Source organism: Sphingopyxis sp. (genome assembly GCF_035686825.1).
In the GTDB taxonomy this organism is placed as follows: domain Bacteria; phylum Pseudomonadota; class Alphaproteobacteria; order Sphingomonadales; family Sphingomonadaceae; genus Sphingopyxis.
Genome location: NZ_DASRYZ010000006.1, coordinates 432,530 through 458,488 on the forward strand (window position 1 = coordinate 432,530; position 25,959 = coordinate 458,488).

A 25,959-nucleotide genomic window follows, 5' to 3' on the forward strand; every position below is an offset into this window, starting at 1 on the left:
CGGGAAGCTGGCAAAGGGGGGCGTGGTGCAGCCTGCGGGCAGTTTCTTTGCATATCCGGCCGCGTCGGAGATGGTCACGCTCGATTCGGGTGAGAAGCCGCGTTTCTGGGTCACGATCGACACCGAGGAGGATTTCGACTGGGATGCGCCGTTCGCGCGCACCGGCTATCGCCTCGCCTCGGTCCCGGCGCTCGCCGAATGCCAGGGCTATTTCGAGCGCGCCGGGGTGAAGCCTATCTATCTGGTCGACTGGCCGATCGTCACCGACGAACGCGCCGCCGAGATCCTCGGCAGCGCGCAGCAGGCCGGGCGCTGCGAGATCGGGGCGCAGCTTCACCCCTGGGTGACGCCGCCGCACGACGAGGAAGTGGGGGCGCGGAACAGCTATGCCGGCAACCTGCCGACGGGTTTGCAACGCGCCAAGATGACCGCACTGCGCGACGCGATCCGCGATCGTTTCGGCGTTCAGCCGACCGCCTATCGCGCGGGTCGCTATGGCCTGGGCACCGAAACGGCGGCGATGCTCGCCGAACTGGGATTCCGCTGCGACACGTCGGTCCGGAGCGGTTTCGATTATCGCGCGGGCCATGGCCCGGACTATCGCGACGCGCCGCTTCATCCCTGGTGGGTCAAGGCGGGACAGGGCGCGGTGCTCGAGATTCCGGTCACGACGGTATTCGGCGGCCTCTTCGGCAACGCCGGACGCCGGGTTTATCACCGGGTCGCGCAGGGTGGCACGCACGCCGGCGCCGCGCTCGCGCGCCTCGGCCTCGTCGAGCGGATCGCGCTGACCCCCGAAGGCATTCCCGCCGAGCGCGCGTGCCGGGCGATCGACATCGCGGTCGACCTGCGTCTCCCGGTGCTGAACTTCTCCTTCCACTCGCCGTCGCTGCAGCCGGGCAACACCCCCTATGTCCGCAGCCAGGCCGACCTCGACCTCTTCTATCGCTGGTGGGACGTCGTGCTCGGCCATCTCGCGCGGCGCGGGATCGAGGCGACGACCGCGGCCGAAATATTGGCGATGGCCGAGCGCAAGGCGGCGCGCTGAGGTTGGCGCTTGCCAATGCGCCGCGCCGTCCGCTATCGCCCGCACATTCCCCGACCGGGTTTCGAGAGGGGGCCTGTAGCTCAATGGTTAGAGCTGGCCGCTCATAACGGCTAGGTTGCGGGTTCGAGTCCTGCCGGGCCCACCATTTCTTCCACCATTTTCCTTGCAAATCCGAACCGATGACGGTCCATTGCGCCGTCAGAAGGAGAGGGACATGGGGAAAGGTCGGACCATCCTGGTCGGGGGTCTTGCGGTCATCGCGATCGTGGCGGGAACGGTGGCGGTGCGCACCGCGAACTTCGCGCCAAAGGATATCGCCGACGGCGGCGGCGTCCGGCTTGCCGCGGTGCCGGCCTATGATTTGGACGCCGCGGTCGCTCATTTGAGCGCCGCGGCGCAGCTCCGCACGATCTCGCATCAGGACGCGGCCGACAACGACATCGCCGAATGGGACAAGCTGCACACCTGGCTCGCGGCGACCTATCCCGAAACGCACGACGCGATGACGCGCACGATCCTGCCCAACCGCACGCTCATTTATCACTGGCCGGGCAGCGACGCGTCGCTCGCGCCGATCATCGTCATGGCGCATCAGGATGTGGTGCCGGTGACCGAGGGGACCGAAGGCGACTGGAAATATCCGCCCTTCGCCGGGACGATCGCCGAAAAGGCCGTCTGGGGACGCGGCACCGTCGATGACAAGGGATCGCTGATCGGCCTGTTCGAGGCGATCGAGGCGCTGGCGAAGCAGGGCTTCCAGCCGAGGCGCGGCATCTATCTGGTGTCGGGGCACGACGAGGAAGCCGGCGGTTCGGGTGCGGTCGCCGCGGCCGCGAAGCTGAAAGCCGAAGGCGTTCGTGCGCTCTATACGCTCGACGAGGGCAGCGTCGTGCTGCTCGATACCCCGGTGATCGACGGCCCCGCCATCCTGATCGGCGTCGCCGAAAAAGGCTATGCGACGCTGAAAGTCACCGCCAACGCGCCGGGCGGGCACAGCTCGATGCCGCCCGCCGAAACCGGGGTGACGACGCTGGCGCGCGCGGTGCTCGCCATCACCGAAAAACCTTTCCCGATCGAAATGCGCGGACCCGGCGCGGCGATGGTCGAGGCGCTCGCCGCGCATAAGGGCGGGACGACCAAGATGGCGGTCGCCAACAAATGGTTGTTGGGATATCTTGTCAAAAATCAGCTTTCGGCGTCGCCTTCGTCGGCGGCCGCCTTTCACACGACGATCGCGCCGACGATGCTGGAGGGCAGCCCCAAGGAGAATGTCCTGCCGCAATCGGCCACCGCGCTGATCAACTATCGCATCGCGCCATGGAACAGCTCGGCCGACGTCATGGCACGCGCGAAGGCCGCCGTGGGCGACGCGCCGGTCGAACTCAGCTGGGTCAAGCCGCCGAACGAGCCGTCGCGCGTGTCGTCGACGCGTTCGCAGGGTTGGAAATATGTGGTCGCCGCCGCGCGCGCCGATGCGCCCCGCGCCGTCGTCGCGCCCTATCTGGTCGTCGCGGCGACCGACAGCCGCAGCATGGAGCCGATTTCGGAGGATGTGTACCGCTTCATGCCGATGCACTTCACGCTGAAGCAAACCGCGATGATCCATGGCACGAACGAACATATGACGATCGACAGCTTCAAACGCATGATCGATTTCTATGCGCGGCTGATTGCGACATCTGCGGGCTAGGGTCAGGACCCGTTAATTGCGCGATCGAGGCGTCGAAATGGCGAAGATATCGGGTTCGGGCGGATGCAGCGGGTAGCATCGCTACCCGCAAGGCCGCGCGAGCCTGAGGTCGAAGCCATTTCGACGTCCCTGCGGGATTTGACCGATTTTGCCCATGGCTTCGTCGGCAAGTCTTGAAATATCGACATATTCCTGCGCCTTGCCTCCTCGCCCTGAGCAAAATCGCTTCAAACCTCGATCGCGCAATTAACGGGTCCTGACCCTAGACTTGGGCGCGCCGGCTGTCTAAGGCGCCCGCAGCGTCGGGGAGTGGCGCAGCCCGGTAGCGCGCTTGCTTTGGGAGCAAGATGTCGCAGGTTCGAATCCTGTCTCCCCGACCATTCAACCCTTTTTGTTCGCCGGCTTTCCGGATCCCCGGGGGCGCCGCGGCGGCGGTGAGGTCGGCGCCTCGACCGGGACGCCCGTCCGCGCATCGACCGCCCCGTGCAGCCGCGCCGGGTAGATACCAAGGCCGGCAGCCCAGCGCGTCAGGCTCGCGGGGCGATAGGCCGCCACCTTGCGCCAGCGATCGAAGACGCTGCCGTCGATCGTTTCGTTGACGCTGAGCCATGACCCCTTGCCACCCGGAGCGGCTGGCGCGGCGATGCGGCGGTGAAAGCGCCGGCCCAGCTTGACGATGCGATAGAGCCCATAGAGAAAACTTCTGAAACTATCGTGGATTGGCGCTCCGACTTCATAGCCCGTGGGAACGACTTCTCCGCGCCAGGCGAGGCCGAGATTGCCCGCCTTCTTCATCAGCCAGGCAAGCGGCAGCTGGGGCATGTCGTCGCCTGCGATGCCGCCGCCGACATTGGCGTGCGCGCCCGCGAACCAGCGTTGTTCGACGATCGTCGGCCGGACGCGGCGTTTGCCCGGCGGATCGGGGGTGTCGGGGGTGAAGCGCGTCCAGAGCGTCGGCGCGAACGCCGCGCGATGTTCGTCGAGCGCGAGCGCTTGATAGGCATGCTCGAAAATCGCCGACAGCCGGGTGTTGTGAAAGCCGAAGCGCCGGCGGCTGATCCCGGGAATATTGCCGAACGGAATGCCGAGCGCGCCGACGGTGTCCCACACGCCGATCATTTTGATCGGGACCCGCCGCGAGTGGCGCAGCAGGCGCTTCTCCGCGGGCGGCAGGTTCTTCGTCTGGTGCAGTTCGACAAAGGAGGGCGCCCGATCGTCGAGGCGGTAGCGTTCGTAAAGCTCCTCGACCGAAAGCGGCGAGCCGGGGCGCAGCAGGCCGCAGCGCGCGATCATGCCCGCGACGCTGCGCGCGGTGAAAGCGCCGCGGCTGAAACCGAAGAGGAAGATCTGGTCGCCCCGATCATAATGACCCATCAGCCAGCGATAGGCGCCGATGACGTCGCGATCGAGGCCATAGCCGAACGCGCCGCCCCGGATGCGTTCGCCGCGCGGGGTGCCGACCCCGGCGGTGTAATAGCAAGGTTGCGGCACATCCGCGGCGTCGTGCGGCGCGACGAGCTGGCTCAGCCGCCAGACGCTCGTATTGTCTTCGAAGCTGTTCCAGGTGCCGTCGAGCAGGAGGACGAGCCTCTTGCCCGGCATGGTCACGCTCCCTTTTGCCATCGCGTACTGCTCTCCCATCGGGCCGGGGTCTGCGGAATGGTCGCAAGGCGGCGTGCGGGCACCCGGGCACAAAAAAAAGACGGCCTTCCCGAAGGAAGACCGTCCTTTTTCGTTTCAGTCAATGCCCCGAAGGGCTGCGACTTACTTCGTTTCTTCGGCCGGAGCGGCAGCGGCGTCAGCCGGAGCAGCAGCAGCGTCGGCCGGAGCGGCAGCGGCGTCGGCCGGAGCAGCGGCTTCGGCGCCAGCGGCAGCAGCGTCGGCACCAGCGGCAGCGGCTTCGGCGCCGGCAGCAGCGGCGTCGGCGCCTTCTTCAGCAACAGCTTCAGCAGCCGGAGCTTCGGTGGTGGCTTCTTCAGCAGCCTTTTCACCGCAAGCGGCGAGGGCGAACATGCTGGCAGCAACGGCGATAGCAGCAAACTTCTTCATGATGTGTGGGCTCCCTAAAATGCCTTTCCGCGTCCGGGAAAACTTCCCGTACCGCGAGCGGCGGGATTTAGCCGTTCCGCGTGAATCGTCAACAAAAATAATTGAGATGGCCGGTGCGCGCGGGAATCTGTCATTTATCCGTAACGGTCACGGAAGCTCGCTATCCTCGCTGTTCGCGAGAATCGCCAGAACCGCGCTCCAGACCACCACATTCTGCCGCAATTGGACAGGATCGATCTTGTCGAGCGTGTCGTCGGGTGTGTGGTGGAGATCAAAATAACGTGTCCCATCCTGTGCCAGATCGATCGCCGGAACGCCCGCCTGAACGAGCGCGCCGACGTCGGCGCCGCCGTTCGCGGGCTGCTTGCCGCGCACGACCCCGAACGGCATCACCGCGGCCGCGAGCCGGTCGGCGAGCGCCTTGGCGCTATCGGGCAGTTTGAAGTCGATGCGCCACACGCGATCGGCGCCGAAGTCGGATTCGAGCGCGACGGCGTGCTTTTCCTTGCCGTGCGCGTCAAAATAGGCCTGGCCGCCGAACACGCCGACTTCTTCGGCTCCCGCCCACAAGATGCGGATCGTGCGGCGCGGCTGGCCCGCGGTCATTACATGTTTGGCGGCGGCGGCGACGATCCCGCAGCCCGCCGCGTCGTCGATCGCGCCGGTGCCGAGATCCCAGCTGTCGAGGTGGCAGGCGACGATGACCGGGCTCGCGGCGGGATCGCGCCCGGGCACTTCGGCGATGACATTGCCCGACTTCTTCGTGCCGAGGTTCCGCGGGGTGAGGACGAGCTTCATGCGCAGCGGTCCGGATGCCGTGCCCGCCGTCACGCGCTTCCACTGGCGGACGAGCTGGTCGGCGTCGGGGTTCGAGATGGCGCCGGCGGGGATCGGCTTAACGCCGGGCTCGAAATTGGTGCCGCCGGTGTGCGGGTTTCGATGATCGTCGGTGCCGATCGCGCGGATGACGGTCGCGATCGCGCCCTTCTTGGCCGCGACATTGGCGCCGGTGAAGCGGCCGCGGCCGTAATAGCCATAGCCGCTGCCGTCCTGCGCGGGCGCCATCTGGTGATCGATGAAGGCGATCTTGCCCTTCACTTGGGTGTCGGGCGCCGCGACGAGCGCATCGAAACTTTCGAAATAGGCAATGTCGCCTTCGATTCCCTTCGCGCCGGTCGAGGCGCTGGTGCCGAGCGCAGTGATCGCGAGCTTCTGCGGCAGGAAGGGGCTGGTCAGCCAGGCCTCTTCTGCGCCGCGCACCCACACCGGCATGTCGAAGGGCTCGTCGCGGACGCCCGCGAAACCCATCGATTGCAGCCGCGCCACCGCCCATTTGCGCGCGGCGGCTTCGGCTTCGGTGCCGGCCATCCGTTGTCCGATCTCGGTCGTCAAATCCTCGGTGATCGACCAGGCGAGGTCGTCGCCCTGCTGCGCGAGCTCGGCCGCGCTGGGCGGCGCGGGATTCGACGCCGACAGCGGGGTAGCGAGGAGGGCGAGGCTCGCGCCGCCAAGCGCGAGAAGGCGGGCAGGAATGGGTTTCGTCATGTCCTTGTCCTAGCGGGGCAATTCGGCCCGCCGCAAGCGCCGATTGCCAACCGCGCCCCCATTCGCTAACCGGCCCCCAACTCTCCCGGCCGCAGGACCGCGGCCCAGCCAGACTTCGGAGCATATCCCATGGCCGCCCAATATAGTTTCGTAATGAAGGGTCTGAACAAGACCTACCCTGGCGCGCAAAAGCCGACGCTCAAGGATTTGAGCCTGCAATTCTATCCCGATGCCAAGATCGGCATCGTCGGTCCGAACGGCACGGGTAAATCGACGCTGATGAAGATCATGGCGGGTATCGATACCGAATTCAGCGGCGAAGCCTGGCCGGGTGAGGGGATCACCGTCGGCTATCTCGCGCAGGAGCCCGAACTCGACCCGACCAAGACGGTCAAGGAAAACGTCATGGACGGCGTGCGCGGCGTCGCCGACATGATGGAGCGGTTCAACGAGATCAGCACGCTGATGGCTGATCCGCCCGCCGATGCCGATTTCGACGCGCTGATGGAAGAAATGGGCTCGCTGCAGGAAAAGATCGACGCGGTCGACGGCTGGACGCTCGACAACCAGCTCGAAATCGCGATGGAGGCCCTCCGCTGCCCGCCGGGTGACTGGGGCGTCGAGAATCTGTCGGGCGGCGAAAAGCGCCGCATCGCGCTCACGCGCCTGCTACTCGAAAAGCCGTCGATCCTGCTGCTCGACGAACCGACCAACCATTTGGACGCCGAAAGCGTCGCGTGGCTCGAAAAGCACCTCGTCGACTATCCGGGCAACGTCATCCTCGTCACCCACGATCGCTACTTCCTCGACAATGTCGTGAACTGGATTCTCGAACTCGATCGCGGCCGCTATTTCGTCTACGAAGGCAATTATTCGACCTATCTCGAAAAGAAGGGCAAGCGCCTCGAACAGGAAGCGCGCGAGGATGCGGGTCGCCAGAAGGCGATCAAGGACGAACTCGAGTGGATCCGGCAATCTCCTAAAGCCCGTCAGGCCAAATCGAAGGCGCGTATCAAGAGCTTCGATCAGCTCGTCGAGGCGCAGGAAAAACGCATCCCCGGCAAGGCGCAGATCGTCATCCAGGTTCCCGAACGCCTTGGCGGCAAGGTCATCGAGGTCGAAGGCATTTCGAAGGCCTATGGCGACAAGCTGCTATTCGAGAATCTCAGCTTCTCGCTCCCGCCCGGCGGCATCGTCGGGGTGATCGGGCCGAACGGCGCGGGCAAGTCGACGCTGTTCAAGCTGATCACGGGGCAGGAAGCCCCCGACAATGGCAAGGTCACGATCGGCGACACCGTTCGCCTCGGCTTCGTCGACCAGAGCCGCGACGATTTGAAGCCCGACAACAATGTCTGGCAGGAAATCTCGGGCGGGCACGAGCTGATGAACATCGGCAAGCACGAGATGCAGACGCGCGCTTATGTCGGCGCTTTCAACTTCAAGGGCGTCGACCAGCAGAAGAAGGTCGGCCAGCTGTCGGGCGGCGAACGCAACCGCGTCCATATGGCGAAGATGCTGAAGAAGGGCGGCAACGTCCTGCTGCTCGACGAACCGACCAACGACCTCGACACCGAAACGCTCGCCGCGCTCGAAGAGGCGCTCGAGAATTTCGCGGGCTGCGCGGTGGTGATCAGCCACGACCGTTTCTTCCTCGATCGCCTCGCGACGCACATTCTCGCGTTCGAGGGCGACAGCCATGTCGAATGGTTCGAAGGCAATTTCGAATCCTATGAGGAGGACAAGATCCGCCGCCTCGGCGAAGGCGCGACGCGCCCACACGCGACGACCTACAAGAAGCTGTCGCGCTAAGCCCGATGGCGGGAGAGGCGGCACCGGTGTCGTCGAGCGCGATCCGTTTGGATGCGGACGCGCTCAACGCCTTCATGGCGGAGGCCTTTCCGCATTCGGAGCCGGGCTCGCGCGGCACTGTCGTCTCCGCCGCGCCCGGCCATGTGCAGGCGCGGATGGACCCGAATGACAAGGCGCTGCGCCCCGGTGGGCTGATCTCGGGCCCGACGCAGATGGGCTTTGCCGACATGGCGGCCTATGCGCTCGTCCTCGCGCATATCGGCCCAGTCGCGATGGCGGTGACGAGCGCGCTCAATTACCAGTTCTTGCGCCCGTGCCGCCCGGGGCCGCTGTTCGCTGATGCGTTCATGCTGCGGCTCGGCAAGCGGCTTGCGGTGATGGATGTGCGGATATGGACCGACGATGCCGACCGGCCGGTCGGGCAGGCGAATGTGACTTACGCGATTCCGTGAGGCTGGTGGCTCCTAACCCGTCGCCCCCGCGAAGGCGGGGGCCGTTAGAGAGGTAGCTCAAGGCCGACTGCGGCCCCCGCCTTCGCGGGGGCGACGTTCTACCGCTTCATGCACTGGCGGACATCGTCGCGCTTATATTCGCTGCAATTCCACAGCGCCTTTTCGAACCCCGCCTTGTCGTCGCGGAGGTAGGAGAAGCTCATCGCGGCGCGCTGCGTATCGTTCATCGCGTCGCTGTCGGGTTTCAGCACCGGGTTGGTCCAGCCCATGAACTTGCAATAGGGTTTGTCGCCGCAGAGCCGCAGCGCGGTGGTCACGAAGCTTTCGGGCGCCGCCTTGCGGTCGAGCTGGATATAGATGGTGTCGCGGCCCGCGCTCGCGCCGGCGCCGGGCACGATCTTCGCCTCGCCGATCGCTGCATTGGCATCGACCGGAGCACTGTCGGCGGACAGGCCCAGCGCGATCGCGTGGAGCGGGGAGATCGCCGCGAGCTTCGCCACCGGCCCGTCGCTGCCCGATACCGCGCCGCGAAAGGCGCCCGGCGTCCCCCAATAGCCCGGCCAGCGGAAGAAGAGATGCGTATCGACGATCGCGATCTTTTCGAGGCTGTCGCTCCAATAGGGGCGCACCCAGTCGGTGTGATAATGGGTGGCGAGACCGACCTTGGGATAGGTGCCGCCCGCCAGCATCAGGTCGGCATTGTCCCGCGCACGCTGCCACGCCGCGTCCGAATAGCGGCGCGCGAGCGCGCCGTCGCAGGTGAAGGTGAACTGGCAGCCGGTGACGCGCTCGGCCCCCTGGAACACGACCCCGCAGATCGATTTGGGGAAAGCGGGGTGGCGCGCGCGGTTGATCACGACCTGTCCGACCGCCTGCTGCCCTTTGGCGTCGTCGCCCGCTTCATAGAGCATCGCCGCGGCGAGGCAGTCGCGCGCGCGCGCCTTGGCGTCGCCGCCGCCGGCATAGACGAAGGGGCGCGGCGCGACGAAACCCTTGGTGATGAGCGGAATTTTCGAATTTTGCGTGCGCGCGTCGGCCTCGGTCACCGGCGCGAGTTCCATCGGCGGCGCTTCGGGCACGATGTCGGCGGGCGGCGCCACCGGGTGCGGCCGCGCCATATAGCGCGCGCCGTCTTTCGCACCATTGGCGTAGAGAACGCCGCCGATCGCCAGCGCGGCGATCAGGACGAACAGCCAGCCCGTCCAGTCGCGCCGCGGCGGCAACGCCGATTCATCGCCTTTGGGGCGCATGGCGAAGGGTCAGATTTCCGGGAGGAAATCGGGAACCGACAGATAGCGTTCGCCCGTGTCGTAGTTGAAGCCGAGTACGCGGGTGCCGGGCGGAAGCTCGGCGAGCTTCTGCGCGATCGCCGCGAGCGTCGCGCCCGACGAGATGCCGACGAGCAGACCTTCCTCGGTCGCGGCGCGGCGTGCGAAGGTCTTCGAGTCGGCGGCGTCGACCTTGATCACCCCGTCGAGCAGATCGGTGTGCAGGTTGCGCGGGATGAAGCCGGCGCCGATGCCCTGAATCGGGTGCGGCCCGGGCTGGCCGCCCGAAATGACCGGCGAGAGATCGGGCTCGACCGCAAAGACCTTCAGGTTCGGCCAATGCTCCTTCAGAAACTGCGCGCAGCCCGTGATGTGGCCGCCGGTGCCGACGCCGGTGATCAGCACGTCGATCGGCGCATCCTTGAAGTCGGCGAGGATTTCGGGGCCCGTCGTGCGGACATGGACGTCGATATTCGCCTCATTTTCAAACTGCTGCGGCATCCACGCGCCCGGCGTCGTCTCGACCAGTTCGATCGCGCGCTCGATCGCGCCCTTCATACCCTTTTCGCGCGGCGTCAGGTCGAAGGTCGCACCATAGGCGAGCATCAGCCGGCGCCGTTCGACCGACATGCTCTCGGGCATGACCAGCACGAGCTTATAGCCCTTCACCGCGGCCGCCATCGCGAGGCCGATGCCGGTGTTGCCCGACGTCGGCTCGACGATGGTGCCGCCGGCTTTCAGGCTGCCGTCCTTTTCTGCCGCCTCGATCATCGCGAGGCCGATGCGATCCTTGATCGACCCGCCGGGATTGCTGCGTTCCGACTTCACCCAGACTTCGGCGTCGGGGAACAGCTTGGCCATACGGATGTGCGGCGTGTTCCCGATGGTATCGAGGATCGAATTGGCTTTCATGATCGGTGCGCTCTTTCCTTGAATTCGAAACGCGGGTCGCGGCGGACGCGATTTGGCCAGTCCCCGGCGCGCAGCCAGAGGGCCTCGTCCGCCAGTGCCGGCGTCGGCGCGGGTTGTAACGATGCGAGGAGATACTGTCCATAAGGCCAGTCCCCGATCCCCGAGTCGGCGTTGATATGACCGAAGGGACCGGCGTTGACGAAGCGCGCGTCCCAGCGCCGCGCGAGGCGCCACACCTGGGCGGTCTTGGCATAATGATCATTGTCGCTGGCGACGACGATCATCGGCGTGAGCGATGTGAAGGTAGGCGAGTCGGCAAAGCTCAGCGTCCTATGCTTGTACCGCAGCCGGCCAAGGTCCGGCGGCGCGACGAGCAGCGCGCCCGCGATGCGCGTCCGCGTCAGCGCGCTGGCGCCGGCGAACCAATGGGCAAAGGCGTGGCAGCCGAGGCTGTGCGCGGCGACGAGCACGGGTTCGCTCTCGCCTTCGATCGCGGCGGCGATTTTCCGAACCCACTGCTCCTTGTCGGGATTGCTCCAGCTCCCGAGCTCGATTCGCTCGCTATCGGGGAATTTCCGTTCCCACAGGCTTTGCCAGTGGGTCGGGCCGCTGTTGTTGAGGCCCGGAATCGTGAGGATCTTATGACGGATCGTCGCGCTGTGCATGACGGTTTCTCCATTGAGGGGACAAGGGGAACCGCGGTGACGGGTGGGAGATAGATAACTCAACAAATTAAATTGACAATATGTTTCGGACGGACCGAGCGCGAGGGACGGCAAATGGTTTGACCCTATGGCTTGCTTTGCCTGAACTGCGGTTCGAAGGTGCGCGCACGGCGGAGTTCGGGGAAGATCCAGGCCCAGAGCGCGGTCACGCCGATCGCACCCGCGCCGCCGACGACGACCGCGCCGACCGGCCCCAGCGCCGCGGCCATCGCGCCGGCGCGCATTTCGCCCAGTTCGTTCGAGGCCGAAATCGCCAGCCCAGATGCGGCGCTGACCCGCCCGCGCATATGGTCGGGCGTGTTGAGCTGGATCAGCGTGCCGCGCACGAAGACCGAGAACATGTCGGCCGCGCCCATGATCACGAGCACGCCGAGCGACAGCAACAAGTTGGTCGAGAGCCCGAAAATCACCGTCCCGGCGCCGAATACCGCGACCGCCCACAGCATCTTCACCCCGACGTTGCGCTCGATCGGGCGGATAGCGAGGCCGACGGCGACGGCGACCGATCCGAAAGCGACGGCGGCGCGCATCAATCCCGCGCCTTCGGGCCCCGCGTGCAATATGTCGCGGGCAAAGACCGGGAACATCGCGGTCGCGCCGGCAAGCAGCACGGCGAACAGGTCGAGCGTGATCGTGCCGAGCAGGAAACGCTCGACCCACACGAATTGCAGCCCGTCGACCATCTCGCGCAGCGGGTGACGGCGGACTTCGGCGGGCGGGGGCAGAACCTGCCGCACGCGGCTCAGCGTGAAGGCCGAGATGGCGAGGAGGATGGCCGAGAAGACATAAACCGACCCCGGATGCGCGGCATAGATCAGGCCGCCCGCGGCGGGGCCGATCACCGACGCCGATTGCCACGCGATGCTGCTCATGGCGATCGCCTGCGGCAGCACCGCGGGGGGCACGATATTGGGAGCGATCGCGCTCATCGCCGGGCCCGAAAAGACGCGCGCGACGCCGTGCAGCGCGGCGAGGCCGAAGAGCAGCGGCAAGGTCAGCCCGTCGACCCAAGTGAACCAGCCGAGCGTCGCCGCGATCAGCAGGTCGATGAGGTTCGAGAAGATCGCGACGCTGCGCCGTTCGAAGCGGTCGGCCGCCCAGCCGGCGACGGGGGTCAGGATCGCGAGCGGGACGAACTGGAAGAGGCCGAGCAGCCCGAGCTGGAACGATGCCTCCTTGATTGACATGCCATAGTCGGAGCGCGCGGTGTCATAGAGCTGGTAGCCAATCACCACGACCATCGCGATCGTCGCCATCACCGCGGTGAAACGCGCGAGCCAGAAATAGCGGAAATCGGGAAAGCTGAGCGGGGAGGGGGCTTTGGGCGTTGCCTCCGGCATTACCGGTTCTTCGCCTTCGGGTGGGGGGATCGTCGCCATCGCCCTTCGCCCTAGCTCGCTTTTCGATGCTGTCCAGATGGCATGGCCGTGTCGTTCGTCGATTAGGGGGTGTCATCGGTCGGAGCGGCTGGCAGAAACGCGCGCACCGGAGTCAGGGAGATCAAGGAATGAATCGCAAATTTGCCCGCTTTGGCGGCGCCGCCATGGCTGCGACGCTGCTCGCGCTCACCGCTTGCAACGCATCGGACAACAAGTCTGCAACGGCCCAAAGCGCCAAGTCATGGACCGAGTTTCGCGACAATTTCCTCGCCGGCTATTTCCCGCTCAATCCGAATTTCGCCGTCTATCAGGGCAAGCATGAGTATGATGGGCAACTGCCCGACTGGTCGCCCGAGGGCCTCGAAAAGCAGGCCGCCTATCTCGAAAAGACGATCGCCGATGCCAAGGCGTTCGACGGCGAGATGACCGACGCCGAAAAGTTCGAGCGCGACTATCTGATCCATGTCGCGCAGGGCCAGCTCTTCTTCCTCCGCGATACCGATTTCGCGCAGAAGAACCCGGCTTTCTATACCGGCGCGCTCGACCCCAATGTCTATATCGCGCGTCCTTACGCTGACGCGACGACGCGGATGAAGGCGTTCATCGCCTATGCCGAAAAGGTCCCGGCGGCGGCGGCGCAGATCAAGGCGAACCTCAAGCTCCCGCTGCCCGCGACCTTCGTCAAATATGGCACCGCCGGCTTCGGCGGCTTCGCCGATTATTACAAGGGCGACGCCAAGGCGGCCTTCGCGTCGGTCAAGGACGCGGCGCTGCAGAAGCAGTTCGACGAGGCGGCCGAAAAGGCGGGCGCGGCGATGACCGACCTTGCCGAATATGTCGGGTCGCAGCCGGGAACCGCCGACGGCTATGCGCTGGGGGCCGAGAAGTTCGCGAAGATGATCCTGACCAACGAGGGCGTCGATACCCCGCTCGCCGAACTCGAGCGCATCGGCCGGGCGGACCTCAAGCGCAACCAGGACGCGCTGAAGGCGGCTTGCGCGACCTATGCCGCAGGGATGACGATCGCCGACTGCATGAAGAAGATGAATTCGGACAAGCCCGAGGGCGGCCCCGTCGCCGAGGCGCGGCGCCAGCTTCCGGTCCTGCGCGCCTTTCTGGTCGAGAAGGACATCGTGTCGATCCCCGGCACCGAGCAGGCGCAGGTCGAGGAATCGCCGCCCTATAACCGGCAAAACAGCGCCTATATCGATATTCCGGGACCGTATGAGAAAGGCCTGCCGTCGGTCTATTATATCTCGCCGCCCGATCCGGCGTGGGACAAGGCGACGCAGGACGCCTTCATTCCGGGCAAGAAGGATCTGCTCTTCACCTCGGTCCACGAGGTTTGGCCAGGGCATTTCCTGAACTTCCTCCATTCGAACCGCGCCGAGAGCATCTTCGGCAAGCTGTTCGTCGGCTATGCCTTTGCCGAAGGCTGGGCGCATTACACCGAGGAGATGATGTGGGAAGCGGGGCTGGGCGAAGGCGACCTCGAAACGCATATCGGCCAGCTATCAAACGCGCTGCTGCGCGATTGTCGCTATATTTCGGCGATCGGCCTCCACACGCAGGGAATGACGGTCGCGGAATCGGAAAAGCTGTTCAAGGAACAATGCTATCAGGACGAAGGGAATGCGCGGCAACAGGCGGCGCGCGGCACTTATGACCCCGCCTATCTCAACTATACGATGGGCAAGCTGATGATCCGCAAGCTGCGTGAGGATTGGACGAAGGGCGACCGGACGAAGTGGAAGGCCTTCCACGACGAATTCCTGTCCTATGGCGGCCCGCCGATCCCGATGGTCCGCGCCGCGATGATGAAGGAGGACGCGCCGAAGGCGGTGTTCTGAAGCCGATGACCCACCCGGCGGCTAGCTTCTATCGGGCTGGTCGCCGGGCTCCGCTCAGTTTGAGGGCGCGCGCAGCCGTGCGACGAAAAAGCCGTCGAGGCCGCCCGCGTCGGCGAGCAGGCCGGGAAGGGTACGGATGAACCCGGCAGCGTCGGGTGCGATCGCACCGGGCAGTTCGTCGAGGCGGACGGGGTCGACGGCCCAATTCTTGTGACGATCGAGGAACGCCGCGATCTGGTCCTCTCCCTCGGCGCGTTCGAGCGAGCAGGTGGCATAGACCAGCGTCCCGCCCGGCTTGACCCAGCGTGCCGCGCGCGCGAGCAGATCGGCCTGCAGGGCGGCCATATCGGCAATCTGCCGCGGCTCGATGCGATGGAGCACATCGGGGTGGCGGCGAAAGATTCCGGTCGCCGAGCAGGGCGCGTCGAGCAGGATCGCATCGGCCGGTGCGCCGGGTTCCCACGAGCGGATATCGCCCTGCACGATCGCGGCCGAAAGGCCCGTGCGCTCCATATTGGCGCGCAGCCGCTCGAGCCGCTTGGCGCTGGCATCGACCGCGATGACATCCCAGCCCGCGGCGGCGAGCTGCATCGTCTTGCCGCCGGGCGCGGCGCAGAGATCGAGCACCGTCCGGCCTTCGCCGGCGCCGAGCAATCTTGCGGGCAGGCTGGCGGCCAGATCCTGCACCCACCACCCGCCTTCGTTGAAGCCCGGCATCGCCTCCACCGCCTGCCCGCGCGGCAGCCGGCGATGGCGCGGCGCGAGCGTCAGCGCGTCGGGCCATTCCTCGGCGCCGGGTTCGGCGGCGAAGCTGAGGTCGATCGGCGGCGGTGCGCTCCAGCTCGCTTCGGCGGCTTCGACTATCGACAGGTCCCATTGCTCGGCCCACCGTTCGGCGGCGGGCAGGGGAAGCGTCGCGCGTTCGGGCAGCGTCCATTCGTCCTGCTGCGCGCGCGACAGGATCGCGTGGACGAGCCGCCGCGGCCCGCCGTCGACGAGCGGCAGCGCGGTCGATACGACCGCATGGCCGGGGCTTTTCAGCACCAGCAACTGCGCGAGCGCGATCCGCAGCACGGCGCGCGACTTGACGTCGTCGGGCAAGATCTGCGCCGTCGCCCCGTCGATCAACGCGTCGATGTCGACCATCCAGCGCATCGTTTCGGAGGCGATCGCGACGGCGAAAGCGCGGTCGGCGCCGGTCAGCCCCTGCGCGGCAGCGTGCATCGCGACGTCGAGCGGATCGCCGCGCCGCAGGATCGCATCGACAAGGCGGAGCGCGGCGCGGCGCGGCGCCATGCCCGGCGGATCGGCCTCGCCCGGCGACCGGCGGCGGCGCGGGGAGCGACGATCAGCCATGACCGGGAACGGCGTGGTTGGCGTGGCGCATGAAAAATCCTATATTGCGGGCATGACGAACGACAGCAGCCCGAACGCGACCATCGGCGGAACGCCGCGCGCTGTAAAGCGCCCCGCGCATGTGAAGGCGCCCGAAGGCTGGACGAACAGCGCGGTCCCGGCGCCCCGGCCGATCCATGAGGACAAGGCCGAGGATCAGCCCGGCGGGCGCAACCCGGTGCGCTATGGCGACTGGGAGCTCAAGGGCGTCGCGGTCGACTTCTGAACTGCGATGATATGCGGCCGAGCGGGGCCGCCAAAACACAAAAGGCCGCCCCCGGAACCGAACCGGGAGCGGCCTTGTGTTTATCTGCCTTTAGGCGGCCGGCAGTTCGGTGTTCAGCGGCATCTTGCCGCTCTTGACCTGTTCGGCGAACACTTCGCGCATCAGCTGCAGCGAGAAGAGGTGCGCGAAGATCAGGCCGAGGATGCCGTTCTGCATCAGCTTGCGCAGCACGTCGCCGCGCAGTTCGCGCAGCTTGTTCTCGTCGACCATCTGGAAGCCGCGATAGACAAAGGGCTTGTCATTGCCTTCCTGCTGGATCGCGACTTCGCCGTCCATCAGAAGGTCGGCCTTTTTCAGCTCGTCCATGAACATGCCGGTGCGCTGGCCGGCTTCCTCGAAATTCTTGCAGAATTCGAGCACGGCCTTGACCTGGTCCGACGGCTGGCCGTCGACGAACAGCACGTCGCCTTCGTCGAACTTGCCGAGCGCGCCCGAGGTCGGGTCGAAGCACAGCGACAATTCCTCAGAATTGGGCTGCAGCTTGGCGAGCAGGAAGGGATAGCGGCGGATATAGGCCGGGACATAGACCGGATTGATCAGCTTGCCTTCGTCGTCGACGAAGGTGTTGATGCCTTCGTTGAGACCCATCAGCGCGAGCGGAACGGGGTTGTCGCCGGCCGAAAAGACGATCGGGAAGAAGCGGCAGGCCGACACGAATTCGTCCGAGGTCAGCGGAATCGCGTGCTGGCCAACCAGGAATTCGGCGCTGTCGAGCGGACGGGCGCGGAAATCGGCGTGATCGACGCTCGAAAGCGGGACGAGGTCCTTATAGAACAACGGCAGGTTGGCAGGTGCGGGCGCAGTGGCCATGTTTCAACTCCGGTAGGTTCCCATCGGCGGGACAAAAAAGATACAGCGCCTTATTGACCTGCGCCGCGCGGCGCAAGGGGGCGATCGCGCGGAAGGCGCTCGCAGGCGGGGCGTCAGGCGATGAGCTTGCCCGGATTGAGGATGCCTGCGGGATCGAGGCCGGCCTTGACGCCGCGAAGCGCCGACAGCCGCGCCGGGCTGTCGAGTTCGGCCAATATGTCGCGCTTCATCTGGCCGATGCCATGTTCGGCCGAAATCGATCCCCCGAGTTCGACGACGTGCGAATAGACGAGCCGGCTGACCGCCGCGCCATGTTCGGCGAGCCAGGCGGCGCCATCGACCCCGGCGGGCGGTTGGACGTGATGATGGACATTGCCGTCGCCCAGATGCCCGAAGGACAGCACTCCGATGCCCGGAAAGGCGCGATCCAGCCGGTGCGGATTTTCGGCGATAAAGGCGGGCATCAGGTCGACGGGCACGCTGATGTCATGTTGCAGCGCGGGACCTTCGGCGCGTTCGGCTTCGGAAATGGAATCGCGCAGTCGCCAGAAATCGTCGCTTTCGCGTTCGTTTTTGGCAATCACGACATCGCGGATCAGGCCGGCGTCGATTGCCGCGGCGAGCTGCGGGTCAAGTGCCTCGCCCAGCGCCTCGTCGCTGTCGCCCGCCAGTTCGAGCAGCACATGCCACGGCTGCGCGGCGGAAAGCGGCGCGCGCGTCTGGGGAATATGGCGCAGCACCGCATCGAGGCAGCTTTGCGGGATCAGCTCGAAACCCTCGAGCGCATCGCCGATCGCGGCGTCGAGGCGGCGCAGCAGCACGAGCGCACTTTCAGGCGAATCGACGCCGATCCACGCGGTGCGCCGCGCCGCCGCGGCGGGGACGAGATGCAGGCAGGTGGCGGTGACGATGCCCAATGTTCCCTCGGCGCCGCATAGCAGGTGCCGCAAATCATAGCCGCGATTGTCCTTTTTGAGCGGCGCGAGCCCGTCGAAGATGCTGCCGTCGGGGAGCACCGCCTCGATCCCCGCGACCAGCGCGCGCATCGTCCCGTGGCGCAGCACCTGCGTTCCCCCCGCGTTCGTCGACACGAGCCCGCCGATCGTCGCCGATCCCTTGCCGCCGAGGGTGAGCGGAAAGCGCAGGCCGTGCGCCAGAACATCGTGATGGAAGCTTTCGAGGATCACGCCCGCCTCGGCGACGGCGAGCCGGGCGGCCTCGTCGACTTGGCGTATCCGGTTCATCCGCCGCAGGCTCAAGAGCAGCTGGTCGCCGCTGGCATCGGGGGTGGCGCCGCCGACCATGCCGCTGTTGCCGCCCTGCGGGACCAGCGCGACCTTCGCGTCGGCGCACAGCCGGACGACCGCGGCCACTTCTTCGGTCGACGCGGGCGACAGCATCGCGGCGGCACGGCCGTGGTATTTACCCCGCCAGTCGGTCAGCCAGGGCGCGATCGTGTCGGGGTCGGCGCTATAGCCTTTGGGCCCGAGCAAGGCCGCGAGGTCACGCAGCAGCGATGTCGATGGCGCCCGCGTCATAGCTTCCACTCCGTAAATTTCCCGCGCCCGATCGCGAATGAGGGGAGACAGTTCATTTGATGTTCAATCATCCTCGTTAAAGGGGGCGATGGACGAATCGCGTGTATTCGTCCAGCGGGGATGGACGCGGGAGCCGAGGGTGAGCAGCATCTTTTGTCACGACGCCAAGGGAGCGGCAGCGCAGCTGTGTTGACGGCGGCTTTCCTGTGGTTCGCCGCGGCCGTGCCGGCCGCCGACGCAGCGCCGCCCCCGGCGGCGCCCGACCCGCTGGTGGCGATTTCCACGCCGACCGTCGATCAAGCCTCGTCCTTCTGGCAGATGGTGATCGAGCAGCAACTGATCATCCGCGTTCCAGCCCGGCGGTCGCCGATCAACAATTTCGCCGCCGACCGCTCGACGCCCAGGCGGGAAATCGAATTGCCGATCGTCTGGAAAGAAAAGAAGGCGCCCAAATGCGTCGCGATGCGCAACATCATGGGGATGCAGGCGGTGCAGCGCGATAGCATCGACCTGATCACACGGCAAAAGCAGCGACTGCGCGCGCAGCTCAATCGCGGTTGCCGCGCGCTCGACTTCTATGCCGGTTTCTACATGCAGGGCAGCAAGGACGGCAAACTCTGCGAGGACCGCGACCAGATCCACGCGCGCACCGGCGCGAAGTGCGAGATCGACAAGTTTCGGCTGATGGTCCCGGTTCACGACGACGAGGACGATTGATCGCGTTTTTCGCGGCCTTTCCTTGACTTTTCTCCGCCGTTTGCCCAAGGGCCGCGGCAACGTCCGCCTGCGTGGGAGGCGGCACGCTCCTTTATTTCCGGACATATTGCCTCATGAATTTTGCCGACCTCGGCCTTTCCGACGAACTTTTGCGCGCGATCGACGAGTCGGGCTATAACGAACCGACCGCCATTCAGGCCGGCGCGATCCCCTCGGTGCTGATGATGCGCGACATGATCGGCATCGCCCAGACGGGGACGGGCAAGACGGCCTCCTTCGTGTTGCCGATGATCGACATTCTCGCGCACGGCCGCGCCCGCGCGCTGATGCCGCGTTCGCTGATCCTCGAACCGACGCGCGAACTCGCGGCGCAGGTTGCGGAAAACTTTGAAAAATACGGCAAATATCACAAGCTTTCGATGGCGCTGCTGATCGGCGGCGTGCAGATGGGCGACCAGGTGAAGGCGCTCGAAAAGGGCGTCGACGTGCTGATCGCGACCCCGGGCCGCCTGATGGACCTGTTCGAGCGCGGCAAGATCCTGCTGACCGGCTGCAACCTCCTGGTCATCGATGAAGCCGACCGCATGCTCGACATGGGCTTCATTCCCGACATCGAGAATATCTGTACCAAGCTGCCCGCGAATCGGCAGACCCTGTTGTTCTCGGCGACGATGCCGCCGCCGATCAAGAAACTCGCCGACAAATTCCTGTCGAACCCGAAGACGGTCGAGGTCGCGCGCCCCGCGAGCCGCAACGAGAATATCGAGCAGTTCCTCGTCAAGTCGTCGGAGCGCGGCAAGCGCGACACGCTGCGCGACCTGATCGAGGCCGAGGATATCGGCACCGCGATCATCTTCTGCAATCGCAAGACCACTGTGCGCGAGCTGGCGAAATCGCTGCAACGTTACGGCTATAAGGCGGGCGAGATCCATGGCGACATGGACCAGTCGAGCCGCATCGCCGAACTCGATCGCTTCAAGGCGGGCACGATCAACATCCTCGTCGCGTCCGACGTCGCGGCGCGCGGGCTCGACGTCAAGGGCGTCAGCCATGTCTTCAACTTCGACGCGCCCTGGCATCCCGACGATTATGTCCACCGCATCGGCCGCACCGGCCGCGCGGGCGCCAAGGGGCGCGCGTTCACGCTGGTGACGCCGTCGGACGACGAAGCGGTCGACAATATCCAGAAGCTAACGGGCTACAAGATTCCCGTCCACGGCGGCGGCAAGCCCGACGCGGCGCCCGCGAAGGAAGAGGCGCGCGAAGAGCGCGAACCGCGCCGCGAAAAATCCGAACGCGGTGGCCGCGGCGGCAAGGCCAAGCGCGCCGAGGCGGCCGAAAAGCCCGCCCCGAAGCCCGCGAAGAAGGCCGACGACCGTCGGGCGCCGTCGGCAAAACAGCGCCAGCAGGACGACGACGGCCCGGACGACGGCTGGAATGGCCCGATGCCAGACTTCCTGTCAGTGGGTTTCGGCAGCTAGGGATCGCGTTGCAGCGCCCTAGCTTCGCCGCTGCGATCCGCTAATCAGTTCCTCGACGGCGCCACGCGAAAGCGCCTGCGAGGCGAGGACGACCGATGTCTCGACCTGCCGCGCGGGCACATCCCAGAAGGTGCGTAGCAGCGCCGCCACATCGTCCTTCGATACGCGGACGAAGCCGTGACGCTCGTAAAATCGGATCGCCCATTCGGCCGCCTGCCACGTTCCGATCAGTATAGGCTTGTCACCGGCCCCGCAAAGATGCCCGAGCAGCCTCGAGCCGATGCCGCTGCCCTGATAGTCCGGCAGGACATAGGCGTGGCGGATCAAGTCGACCTTGCCGCGCTCCTGCACGCCCATCACGCCCACCAGGCGGCCGTCCACGACGCAGCCGCTGAAGGCCACGCCATGCGCGATTTCGGACGCCAGTTCCTCCGGCGACATATAGGGATCGTGCCAGCGATCGGCAGGGATTACGCCACGATAGGCTTCGGCCGCGCAATTGATGATCCGAAGGACCTCGCCGAAATCCGCCGGGACGATGCCGCGCATCTCGACCTTAAGTGCTGCGCCATTTCGCTCTGCCATCCTCTTCGACCTCCAAAAAACGGGAACCGGGCCCGTCCTAGTGGGAGAAGATGGCGCCGCTCTTGTATGAAATTGCAGCCCGGATGCGATGGGCGCGGGCATATTGGCCGGGCGTGTAGCCATAGCGCGCCACGAAGCCGCGGTGCATATGGCTTTGATCGGCGAAGCCCGCTTCGATGGCGGCCTCGGCCAAGGGCGTTTCGCGTCGGATCAGCCTTCGCGCCAGATCGAGCCGTCTCTGCATGGTATATGCGTGCGGGGTCAGGCCCGTCAGGCGCGAAAAGGCGCGTAGCGTCTGGAAGCGGCTGAGCCCCACGTGCGCGGCCATCGCGGACAGGCCGTGCTGTGCCGCCGGATCGTCGTCGATCGCCTCGCGGATGCGTAAAATCCGGCGGTCAACTCCGCTCGCGGACGGCGGCGGCGTGCCGATCAGGCCACCGAAGAGAGCGAGCAGTTCTTCGTCCAGATCGCGTGCCGGGTCGGCCCGAAGCGCGGCCCGCCGAGCCCGGACGAACCGGCGCGTCAGCGCGCGGTCGGCAACGACCGGCCGGTGAAGCTCGCGATTCGCCGTCCGGCCCTCGGTCAGGTCGGCCATGATCTCGCAAATCAGCGGCGCCTGGATATAGAGCATCGACCAGGACCGCTCCTCCCCGATGGGCATGCCGTCGTGGACTTCGCCCGGATTGACCGTGATCAGCTCGCCGCGGGCCGCCTCGACCGCGCCGCGTCCGCTCCACGAGCGCTGGGCCCCGCCGGTAACCAAACCGACGCCGAATTCATCGTGCGCGTGCCGCGCGAACGAGCGGTCCGAATGCGCATCGACTGCGGTGATGGCGCCGCCATGCAACGACCGGACGAGGAAGTTTCCGAAAGACATGCTGCCTATCATGCTGCGAAAATGGGGCGAGGCAATCCACGGGCTGCCGTCCCGATCAAACCCGGACCAGCATCTTCCCCATATTCGTGCCCGCGAACAGCCCCAGAAACGCATCCGGCGTCGCTTCCAATCCCTCGTGCACGGTTTCGCGCATCGTCACCGCGCCGCTGGCGATCAGCCCGCCCATGTCGGCGTAGAATTCCTCCATGCACTCGATGAACTGGTCGGTGTAGATGAAGCCTTCCATGCGGATCCGCGCCGGGATCGCGCGGATGAGATATTTCATCTCCTGCGCTTTTCCATCGTTATAGACGTCGATCATGCCGCAGATCGAGAAGCGCGCAAAGTCGTTCGCGGTCGCAAAGGCGGCGTCGAGATGCTCGCCGCCGACATTGTCGAAATAGACGTCGATCCCGGGCTTGCCGAGGCGTTCGAGCGCGGTCGCAAGCTGCGGCAGCACCGGCCCCGCCTTGTAGTCGATCACGGCATCAGCGCCGAGGTCGAGCACCCATTCGCATTTTTCCGCGCCGCCCGCCGAGCCGATCACCGTCATTTCGCGCGCCTTGGCGATCTGGACCACCGCCGATCCCACCGCGCCCGCGGCGGCCGACACGAACACCGTGTCGCCGGGCTTCGCGCTGGCGATGCGCAGCAGGCCAATCCAGGCCGTGCCGCCCGTCAGGCCCATATTGTGCAGGAAGGTCTGCGGCGTCATGCCCGCCGCCAGCGCCTCGGCGGGCAGCTTGTTCGGCATCATGTCGAGCCCAATCACGCCGCCGTCGCGCCAGCCGCCCATGTGAAGGATCAGGTCGCCGGGCGCGAAACCTTCCATTCGGCTTTCGACCACCTCGCCGATCGCGCCGCCGGTCATCGGCTGGTCGATCTGAAAGCTCGCCGCATAGCTTTTCGCGTCGTTCATGCGGCCGCGCATATAGGGGTCGACCGACAGCCAGACGTTGCGGACGCGAAGCTGATCTTTTTCGAGCGGTGCGTCGGGCAGGTCGCGGAGCGCAAAATTGTCGCGCGTCGGCAGCCCCTGCGGACGACTGGTCAAATGCCATGCCTTGGCCATCGGAATCCCCCCATTCCTCAAATTTTCACAGAACAACCGCCATGATCAGAAAAGCCGTTGCCACTGCCAGCCAGTGCCGTTAAGACCCCGCCCGTCGCGGGGCCGTAGCTCAGATGGGAGAGCGCTGCAATCGCACTGCAGAGGTCAGGGGTTCGATTCCCCTCGGCTCCACCAGCGACCCACCCGGCAGCTCATCCCGCGAAATCCCGAATCATATTCTTCGCGATCACTAGCTGCTGGATCTGCGTCGTCCCTTCATAAATGCGGTAAATGCGGCAGTCGCGATAGAAGCGTTCGGCCAGATATTCCTTGAGATAGCCGGCGCCGCCGTGAATCTGGACGACGCGGTCGGCGACGCGCCCGCACATTTCGCTGGCGAACATCTTGGTCGCCGCCGCTTCGACCAATATCTTCTCGCCGCGATCTGCGCGGGCGCAGGCGTCATTGAGCATGCAGTCGGCGGCATAGATTTCGGCCTTGCTGTCGGCGAGCATCGCCTGGATCAGCTGGAAATTGGCGATCGGCTCGCCGAACGCCTTGCGCTCCATCGCATATTGCAGGCCGGCGTCGAGCATGCGCTTGGCGTAGCCGACGCTCGCCGCAGCGACCGACAGGCGCCCGTTGTCGAGGCTCTGCATCGCGGCGCGAAAACCGATCCCTTCCTCGCCGCCGAGCAGCGCGTCGCCATCGACATGCACATCCTCGAGGATCACGTCGGCGATCTGCGATCCCGCCTGGCCCATCTTGCCGTCGGGCTTGCCGATCGACACGCCGGGCGCGTCGCGCGGGACGAGGAAGGCGCTGACATGCGCATTCTTGGGCAATGCCTCGACGTTGGTGCGCGCCATGACGAGGATGACGTCGGCGAAGGGTGCATTGGTGATATAACGCTTGGTGCCGTTCAGCACATAGCCGTTGCCGTCGCGCACCGCGCGCGTCTTCATCGCCGCGCTGTCCGACCCACTGTCGGGTTCGGTCAAACCGAAGGCCGCGATCGATCCGCCGGCAAGCTTCGGCAACCAATGCGCCTTTTGCTGCTCGGTGCCGAAGCCGATGAGCGATTTGCACACCATGCCGATATTGATCGACACGATCGAGCGATAGGCGGGCGAGGCATAGGCCAGTTCGCGGATGAAGCCGACATATTGGCTGACGTTCATGCCCGCGCCGCCATATTCTTCGGGCATCGTCACCCCGAACAGCCCCATGTCGCGCATTTCGGCAAGAATATCGTCGGGAACGCGGCCAAGCTCCTCGAGCTGGTCTTCCGCCGGGATCAGCCGCTCGCGGACATAGCGTTGCAACTGCTCGATGAAGGCGTCGTATATGTCGGCATCCATTCCCGGATTGATCATGTCTTCATGTTCCCTGGTCTATTGTTCGCCATAAGTGTCGATCGCCGCGAAGATACGCGTCAATTGCTCGCGCTCGTCGGCATCGATGTCGGGACGCCAGATTTCGAACAGCAAGATGGTGCGGTCGCTGGTCCCGCGATTCCACGCCTCATGCTCGAAACTGTCGTCGAAGATCAGAAGCTCTCCTTCGCGCCAGCTGCGCGTTTCGGCACCGACGCGCAGCCCGCAACCGTCGGGGACGATCAGCGGCAGGTGACAGATGAGCCGCGTGTTGAGCATGCCGTGGTGCGGCTGGATATGCGTGCCGGGCGTCAGGCGCGAAAAGAGCGCGAGCGGTGCGCGCCCCGGAATTACAGGCTGCGGCGCAAGCTCCAGCGCGGCGAGAGTTGCAGGACACAGTGCCGCCATCCCGTCGGCCACCGCGCCGTCCTTCCAGAGCCATGCCGCGCCCCAGTCGGGCTTGTCGAGCAGCGGGTTGTTCGGCGGCGGCCGACCGGGGGCGGCGGTGACATAGGGGCCGAACGGATCGGAGGCGCCGCCAACCATCGCCAGCAGCTCGGCGCGGATCGCGTCGGTCGCGGCCTCGACCGCTTCCGCCCAGTCGAAATCGGACCGCTCGAAAAAGGGGCGTTGAGCAAGGCCCGGGAAATAGAACATGTTCGGCTGCTGCAGATAGAGCGGCTGTTCGCCGGCGAGCATCCGCAGCGCCTCTGCGACGCGCGGCGTCGCGGTCCCGGCATCGACGCCGGCGTGCCGAAGCTGGCCGAGCAGATGATCGGCAAAGGCGCGGTCGGTGTCGGCGAGAAACTGCTCGGCGCGCTGGAGGCCGGGATGAAGCGACGGCGGAACGCTGCGGGCTTGCGCGGCGGTGCCCAGCGCGAGGCGGTAATAGCTGCCCGCCGCGCGGTCGTCGGCGAGGCGGCGCTTGAGCTCCGCCATCGCCAGCAAGGCCGGGAGATTGCCGCGGTCGGCGCGGATTGCGGCCTCGAGTGCTGCCGTTTCGGCGGCAACATCGCCGCGGTGGTGCGCGTCGCGCGCCTGATCCAGCCATGTCGTCTGACCCGTCATGGCCCTTGGCATAACGGGGCGCCGGGCCTTTGCAAGCGCGCGACCGGG

23 protein-coding genes and 3 tRNA genes are annotated in these 25,959 nt (G+C 65.9%); 11 read left to right on the plus strand and 15 right to left on the minus strand.

The genetic code is table 11. The annotated features are described in order from the left end of the window. Positions 1-25 precede the first annotated feature (25 nt). From VFG17_RS15560 to VFG17_RS15575, 4 genes are all read left to right on the plus strand, one after another. Entirely contained in the window at positions 26-1,048 is a 1,023-nt protein-coding gene (locus VFG17_RS15560; protein WP_325030273.1) for a polysaccharide deacetylase family protein, read from the plus strand. A gap of 69 nt (positions 1,049-1,117) precedes the next feature. After that, a tRNA-Ile gene (locus tag VFG17_RS15565) sits at positions 1,118-1,193 on the plus strand. Between the two features lie 69 nt (positions 1,194-1,262). Next, a complete protein-coding gene (locus VFG17_RS15570; RefSeq protein ID WP_325030274.1) occupies positions 1,263-2,738 on the plus strand; it encodes a M20 family peptidase in 1,476 nt (491 codons plus the stop codon). 303 nt (positions 2,739-3,041) lie between these two features. Further along, a tRNA-Pro gene (locus tag VFG17_RS15575) sits at positions 3,042-3,118 on the plus strand. A gap of 1 nt (position 3,119) precedes the next feature. On the opposite strand, the gene VFG17_RS15580 is transcribed toward VFG17_RS15575, so the two are convergent. The 3 genes from VFG17_RS15580 to VFG17_RS15590 all read right to left on the minus strand — a co-directional run bounded on the left by VFG17_RS15580 (position 3,120) and on the right by VFG17_RS15590 (position 6,332). Further along, positions 3,120-4,340, minus strand: a complete 1,221-nt coding sequence (locus VFG17_RS15580) for a DUF2235 domain-containing protein (protein WP_325030275.1) — start codon at positions 4,338-4,340, stop codon at positions 3,120-3,122. Positions 4,341-4,502: 162 nt separating this feature from the next. Then, on the minus strand, positions 4,503-4,787 hold the full coding sequence (locus tag VFG17_RS15585) for a hypothetical protein (RefSeq protein ID WP_037558172.1): 285 nt from the start codon (positions 4,785-4,787) through the stop codon (positions 4,503-4,505). A gap of 147 nt (positions 4,788-4,934) precedes the next feature. Continuing rightward, positions 4,935-6,332 carry a M28 family peptidase gene (locus tag VFG17_RS15590; RefSeq protein WP_325030276.1) on the minus strand — a complete coding sequence of 466 codons (1,398 nt, stop codon included), beginning with the start codon at positions 6,330-6,332 and terminating at the stop codon, positions 4,935-4,937. Positions 6,333-6,461: 129 nt separating this feature from the next. Between VFG17_RS15590 and ettA the strand changes: the two genes are divergently transcribed. Both ettA and VFG17_RS15600 read left to right on the plus strand, forming a co-directional pair. Then, the gene (ettA, locus tag VFG17_RS15595; RefSeq protein ID WP_325030277.1) at positions 6,462-8,141 is read left to right on the plus strand and encodes an energy-dependent translational throttle protein EttA; all 1,680 of its coding nucleotides are present in this window, start codon (positions 6,462-6,464) and stop codon (positions 8,139-8,141) included. Positions 8,142-8,167: 26 nt separating this feature from the next. Further along, a complete protein-coding gene (locus VFG17_RS15600; RefSeq protein WP_325030278.1) occupies positions 8,168-8,593 on the plus strand; it encodes a PaaI family thioesterase in 426 nt (141 codons plus the stop codon). A 98-nt stretch (positions 8,594-8,691) separates the two neighbouring features. On the opposite strand, the gene VFG17_RS15605 is transcribed toward VFG17_RS15600, so the two are convergent. The 4 genes from VFG17_RS15605 to VFG17_RS15620 form a co-directional block, all read right to left on the minus strand. Continuing rightward, positions 8,692-9,843, minus strand: coding sequence for a cell wall hydrolase (locus VFG17_RS15605; protein ID WP_325030279.1), 1,152 nt, complete (start codon positions 9,841-9,843; stop codon positions 8,692-8,694). A 9-nt stretch (positions 9,844-9,852) separates the two neighbouring features. Beyond that, positions 9,853-10,773, minus strand: a complete 921-nt coding sequence (gene cysK, locus VFG17_RS15610; protein ID WP_325030280.1) for a cysteine synthase A — start codon at positions 10,771-10,773, stop codon at positions 9,853-9,855. Then, positions 10,770-11,438: an alpha/beta hydrolase gene (locus VFG17_RS15615; RefSeq protein WP_325030281.1), complete on the minus strand. Its 669-nt coding sequence runs from the start codon at positions 11,436-11,438 to the stop codon at positions 10,770-10,772. Before VFG17_RS15615 ends, cysK begins: the two co-directional genes overlap by 4 nt. Positions 11,439-11,563: 125 nt before the next feature. After that, positions 11,564-12,877, minus strand: coding sequence for an MFS transporter (locus tag VFG17_RS15620; RefSeq protein ID WP_325030282.1), 1,314 nt, complete (start codon positions 12,875-12,877; stop codon positions 11,564-11,566). 128 nt (positions 12,878-13,005) lie between these two features. Here VFG17_RS15620 and VFG17_RS15625 point away from each other — a divergent pair, with 128 nt between their 5' ends. Next, entirely contained in the window at positions 13,006-14,727 is a 1,722-nt protein-coding gene (locus VFG17_RS15625; RefSeq protein ID WP_325030283.1) for a DUF885 domain-containing protein, read from the plus strand. Between the two features lie 54 nt (positions 14,728-14,781). On the opposite strand, the gene VFG17_RS15630 is transcribed toward VFG17_RS15625, so the two are convergent. Next, positions 14,782-16,083, minus strand: a complete 1,302-nt coding sequence (locus VFG17_RS15630; RefSeq protein ID WP_325030284.1) for an RsmB/NOP family class I SAM-dependent RNA methyltransferase — start codon at positions 16,081-16,083, stop codon at positions 14,782-14,784. Here VFG17_RS15630 and VFG17_RS15635 point away from each other — a divergent pair. Continuing rightward, a complete protein-coding gene (locus tag VFG17_RS15635; protein ID WP_325030285.1) occupies positions 16,082-16,348 on the plus strand; it encodes a DUF1674 domain-containing protein in 267 nt (88 codons plus the stop codon). The genes VFG17_RS15630 and VFG17_RS15635 overlap by 2 nt on opposite strands. 90 nt (positions 16,349-16,438) lie before the next feature. On the opposite strand, the gene VFG17_RS15640 is transcribed toward VFG17_RS15635, so the two are convergent. Further along, positions 16,439-17,218 carry a SapC family protein gene (locus tag VFG17_RS15640; protein WP_325030286.1) on the minus strand — a complete coding sequence of 260 codons (780 nt, stop codon included), beginning with the start codon at positions 17,216-17,218 and terminating at the stop codon, positions 16,439-16,441. Between the two features lie 113 nt (positions 17,219-17,331). After that, positions 17,332-18,756 carry an FAD-binding oxidoreductase gene (locus VFG17_RS15645; protein WP_325030287.1) on the minus strand — a complete coding sequence of 475 codons (1,425 nt, stop codon included), beginning with the start codon at positions 18,754-18,756 and terminating at the stop codon, positions 17,332-17,334. Between the two features lie 186 nt (positions 18,757-18,942). Between VFG17_RS15645 and VFG17_RS15650 the strand changes: the two genes are divergently transcribed. Next, positions 18,943-19,473 carry a hypothetical protein gene (locus VFG17_RS15650; RefSeq protein ID WP_325030288.1) on the plus strand — a complete coding sequence of 177 codons (531 nt, stop codon included), beginning with the start codon at positions 18,943-18,945 and terminating at the stop codon, positions 19,471-19,473. Between the two features lie 113 nt (positions 19,474-19,586). Continuing rightward, entirely contained in the window at positions 19,587-20,954 is a 1,368-nt protein-coding gene (locus tag VFG17_RS15655) for a DEAD/DEAH box helicase (RefSeq protein WP_325030289.1), read from the plus strand. An 18-nt stretch (positions 20,955-20,972) separates the two neighbouring features. On the opposite strand, the gene VFG17_RS15660 is transcribed toward VFG17_RS15655, so the two are convergent. The 3 genes from VFG17_RS15660 to VFG17_RS15670 are packed head-to-tail and all read right to left on the minus strand — an operon-like array spanning position 20,973 to position 23,488. Continuing rightward, positions 20,973-21,539, minus strand: coding sequence for a GNAT family N-acetyltransferase (locus tag VFG17_RS15660; protein WP_325030290.1), 567 nt, complete (start codon positions 21,537-21,539; stop codon positions 20,973-20,975). A gap of 37 nt (positions 21,540-21,576) precedes the next feature. Further along, positions 21,577-22,530 (minus strand): AraC family transcriptional regulator, encoded by a 954-nt coding sequence (locus VFG17_RS15665; RefSeq protein WP_325030291.1) that lies wholly within the window; start codon positions 22,528-22,530, stop codon positions 21,577-21,579. After that, positions 22,472-23,488 carry an NADP-dependent oxidoreductase gene (locus tag VFG17_RS15670; protein WP_325030292.1) on the minus strand — a complete coding sequence of 339 codons (1,017 nt, stop codon included), beginning with the start codon at positions 23,486-23,488 and terminating at the stop codon, positions 22,472-22,474. The genes VFG17_RS15665 and VFG17_RS15670 overlap by 59 nt, the downstream gene beginning before the upstream one ends. Positions 23,489-23,586: 98 nt before the next feature. Between VFG17_RS15670 and VFG17_RS15675 the strand changes: the two genes are divergently transcribed. After that, positions 23,587-23,662, plus strand: a tRNA-Ala gene (locus VFG17_RS15675). 17 nt (positions 23,663-23,679) lie between these two features. On the opposite strand, the gene VFG17_RS15680 is transcribed toward VFG17_RS15675, so the two are convergent. Both VFG17_RS15680 and VFG17_RS15685 read right to left on the minus strand, forming a co-directional pair. Next, positions 23,680-24,843, minus strand: a complete 1,164-nt coding sequence (locus tag VFG17_RS15680; RefSeq protein WP_325030293.1) for an acyl-CoA dehydrogenase family protein — start codon at positions 24,841-24,843, stop codon at positions 23,680-23,682. Between the two features lie 18 nt (positions 24,844-24,861). Next, on the minus strand, positions 24,862-25,911 hold the full coding sequence (locus tag VFG17_RS15685) for an aspartyl/asparaginyl beta-hydroxylase domain-containing protein (protein WP_325030294.1): 1,050 nt from the start codon (positions 25,909-25,911) through the stop codon (positions 24,862-24,864). Positions 25,912-25,959: the final 48 nt, after the last annotated feature.

Coding starts and splice junctions, on each gene's coding strand:
- VFG17_RS15570 (WP_325030274.1), top strand. CDS start 1,263: ATGGGGAAAGGTCGGACCATCCTGGTCGGGGGTCTTGCGGTCATCGCG.
- VFG17_RS15580 (WP_325030275.1), bottom strand. CDS start 4,340: ATGCCGGGCAAGAGGCTCGTCCTCCTGCTCGACGGCACCTGGAACAGC.
- VFG17_RS15585 (WP_037558172.1), bottom strand. CDS start 4,787: ATGAAGAAGTTTGCTGCTATCGCCGTTGCTGCCAGCATGTTCGCCCTC.
- VFG17_RS15590 (WP_325030276.1), bottom strand. CDS start 6,332: ATGACGAAACCCATTCCTGCCCGCCTTCTCGCGCTTGGCGGCGCGAGC.
- ettA (WP_325030277.1), top strand. CDS start 6,462: ATGGCCGCCCAATATAGTTTCGTAATGAAGGGTCTGAACAAGACCTAC.
- VFG17_RS15605 (WP_325030279.1), bottom strand. CDS start 9,843: ATGCGCCCCAAAGGCGATGAATCGGCGTTGCCGCCGCGGCGCGACTGG.
- cysK (WP_325030280.1), bottom strand. CDS start 10,773: ATGAAAGCCAATTCGATCCTCGATACCATCGGGAACACGCCGCACATC.
- VFG17_RS15615 (WP_325030281.1), bottom strand. CDS start 11,438: ATGCACAGCGCGACGATCCGTCATAAGATCCTCACGATTCCGGGCCTC.
- VFG17_RS15620 (WP_325030282.1), bottom strand. CDS start 12,877: ATGGCGACGATCCCCCCACCCGAAGGCGAAGAACCGGTAATGCCGGAG.
- VFG17_RS15625 (WP_325030283.1), top strand. CDS start 13,006: ATGAATCGCAAATTTGCCCGCTTTGGCGGCGCCGCCATGGCTGCGACG.
- VFG17_RS15635 (WP_325030285.1), top strand. CDS start 16,082: ATGACCGGGAACGGCGTGGTTGGCGTGGCGCATGAAAAATCCTATATT.
- VFG17_RS15630 (WP_325030284.1), bottom strand. CDS start 16,083: ATGGCTGATCGTCGCTCCCCGCGCCGCCGCCGGTCGCCGGGCGAGGCC.
- VFG17_RS15640 (WP_325030286.1), bottom strand. CDS start 17,218: ATGGCCACTGCGCCCGCACCTGCCAACCTGCCGTTGTTCTATAAGGAC.
- VFG17_RS15645 (WP_325030287.1), bottom strand. CDS start 18,756: ATGACGCGGGCGCCATCGACATCGCTGCTGCGTGACCTCGCGGCCTTG.
- VFG17_RS15655 (WP_325030289.1), top strand. CDS start 19,587: ATGAATTTTGCCGACCTCGGCCTTTCCGACGAACTTTTGCGCGCGATC.
- VFG17_RS15660 (WP_325030290.1), bottom strand. CDS start 21,539: ATGGCAGAGCGAAATGGCGCAGCACTTAAGGTCGAGATGCGCGGCATC.
- VFG17_RS15665 (WP_325030291.1), bottom strand. CDS start 22,530: ATGCGTTTCTGGGGCTGTTCGCGGGCACGAATATGGGGAAGATGCTGG.
- VFG17_RS15670 (WP_325030292.1), bottom strand. CDS start 23,488: ATGGCCAAGGCATGGCATTTGACCAGTCGTCCGCAGGGGCTGCCGACG.
- VFG17_RS15680 (WP_325030293.1), bottom strand. CDS start 24,843: ATGATCAATCCGGGAATGGATGCCGACATATACGACGCCTTCATCGAG.
- VFG17_RS15685 (WP_325030294.1), bottom strand. CDS start 25,911: ATGACGGGTCAGACGACATGGCTGGATCAGGCGCGCGACGCGCACCAC.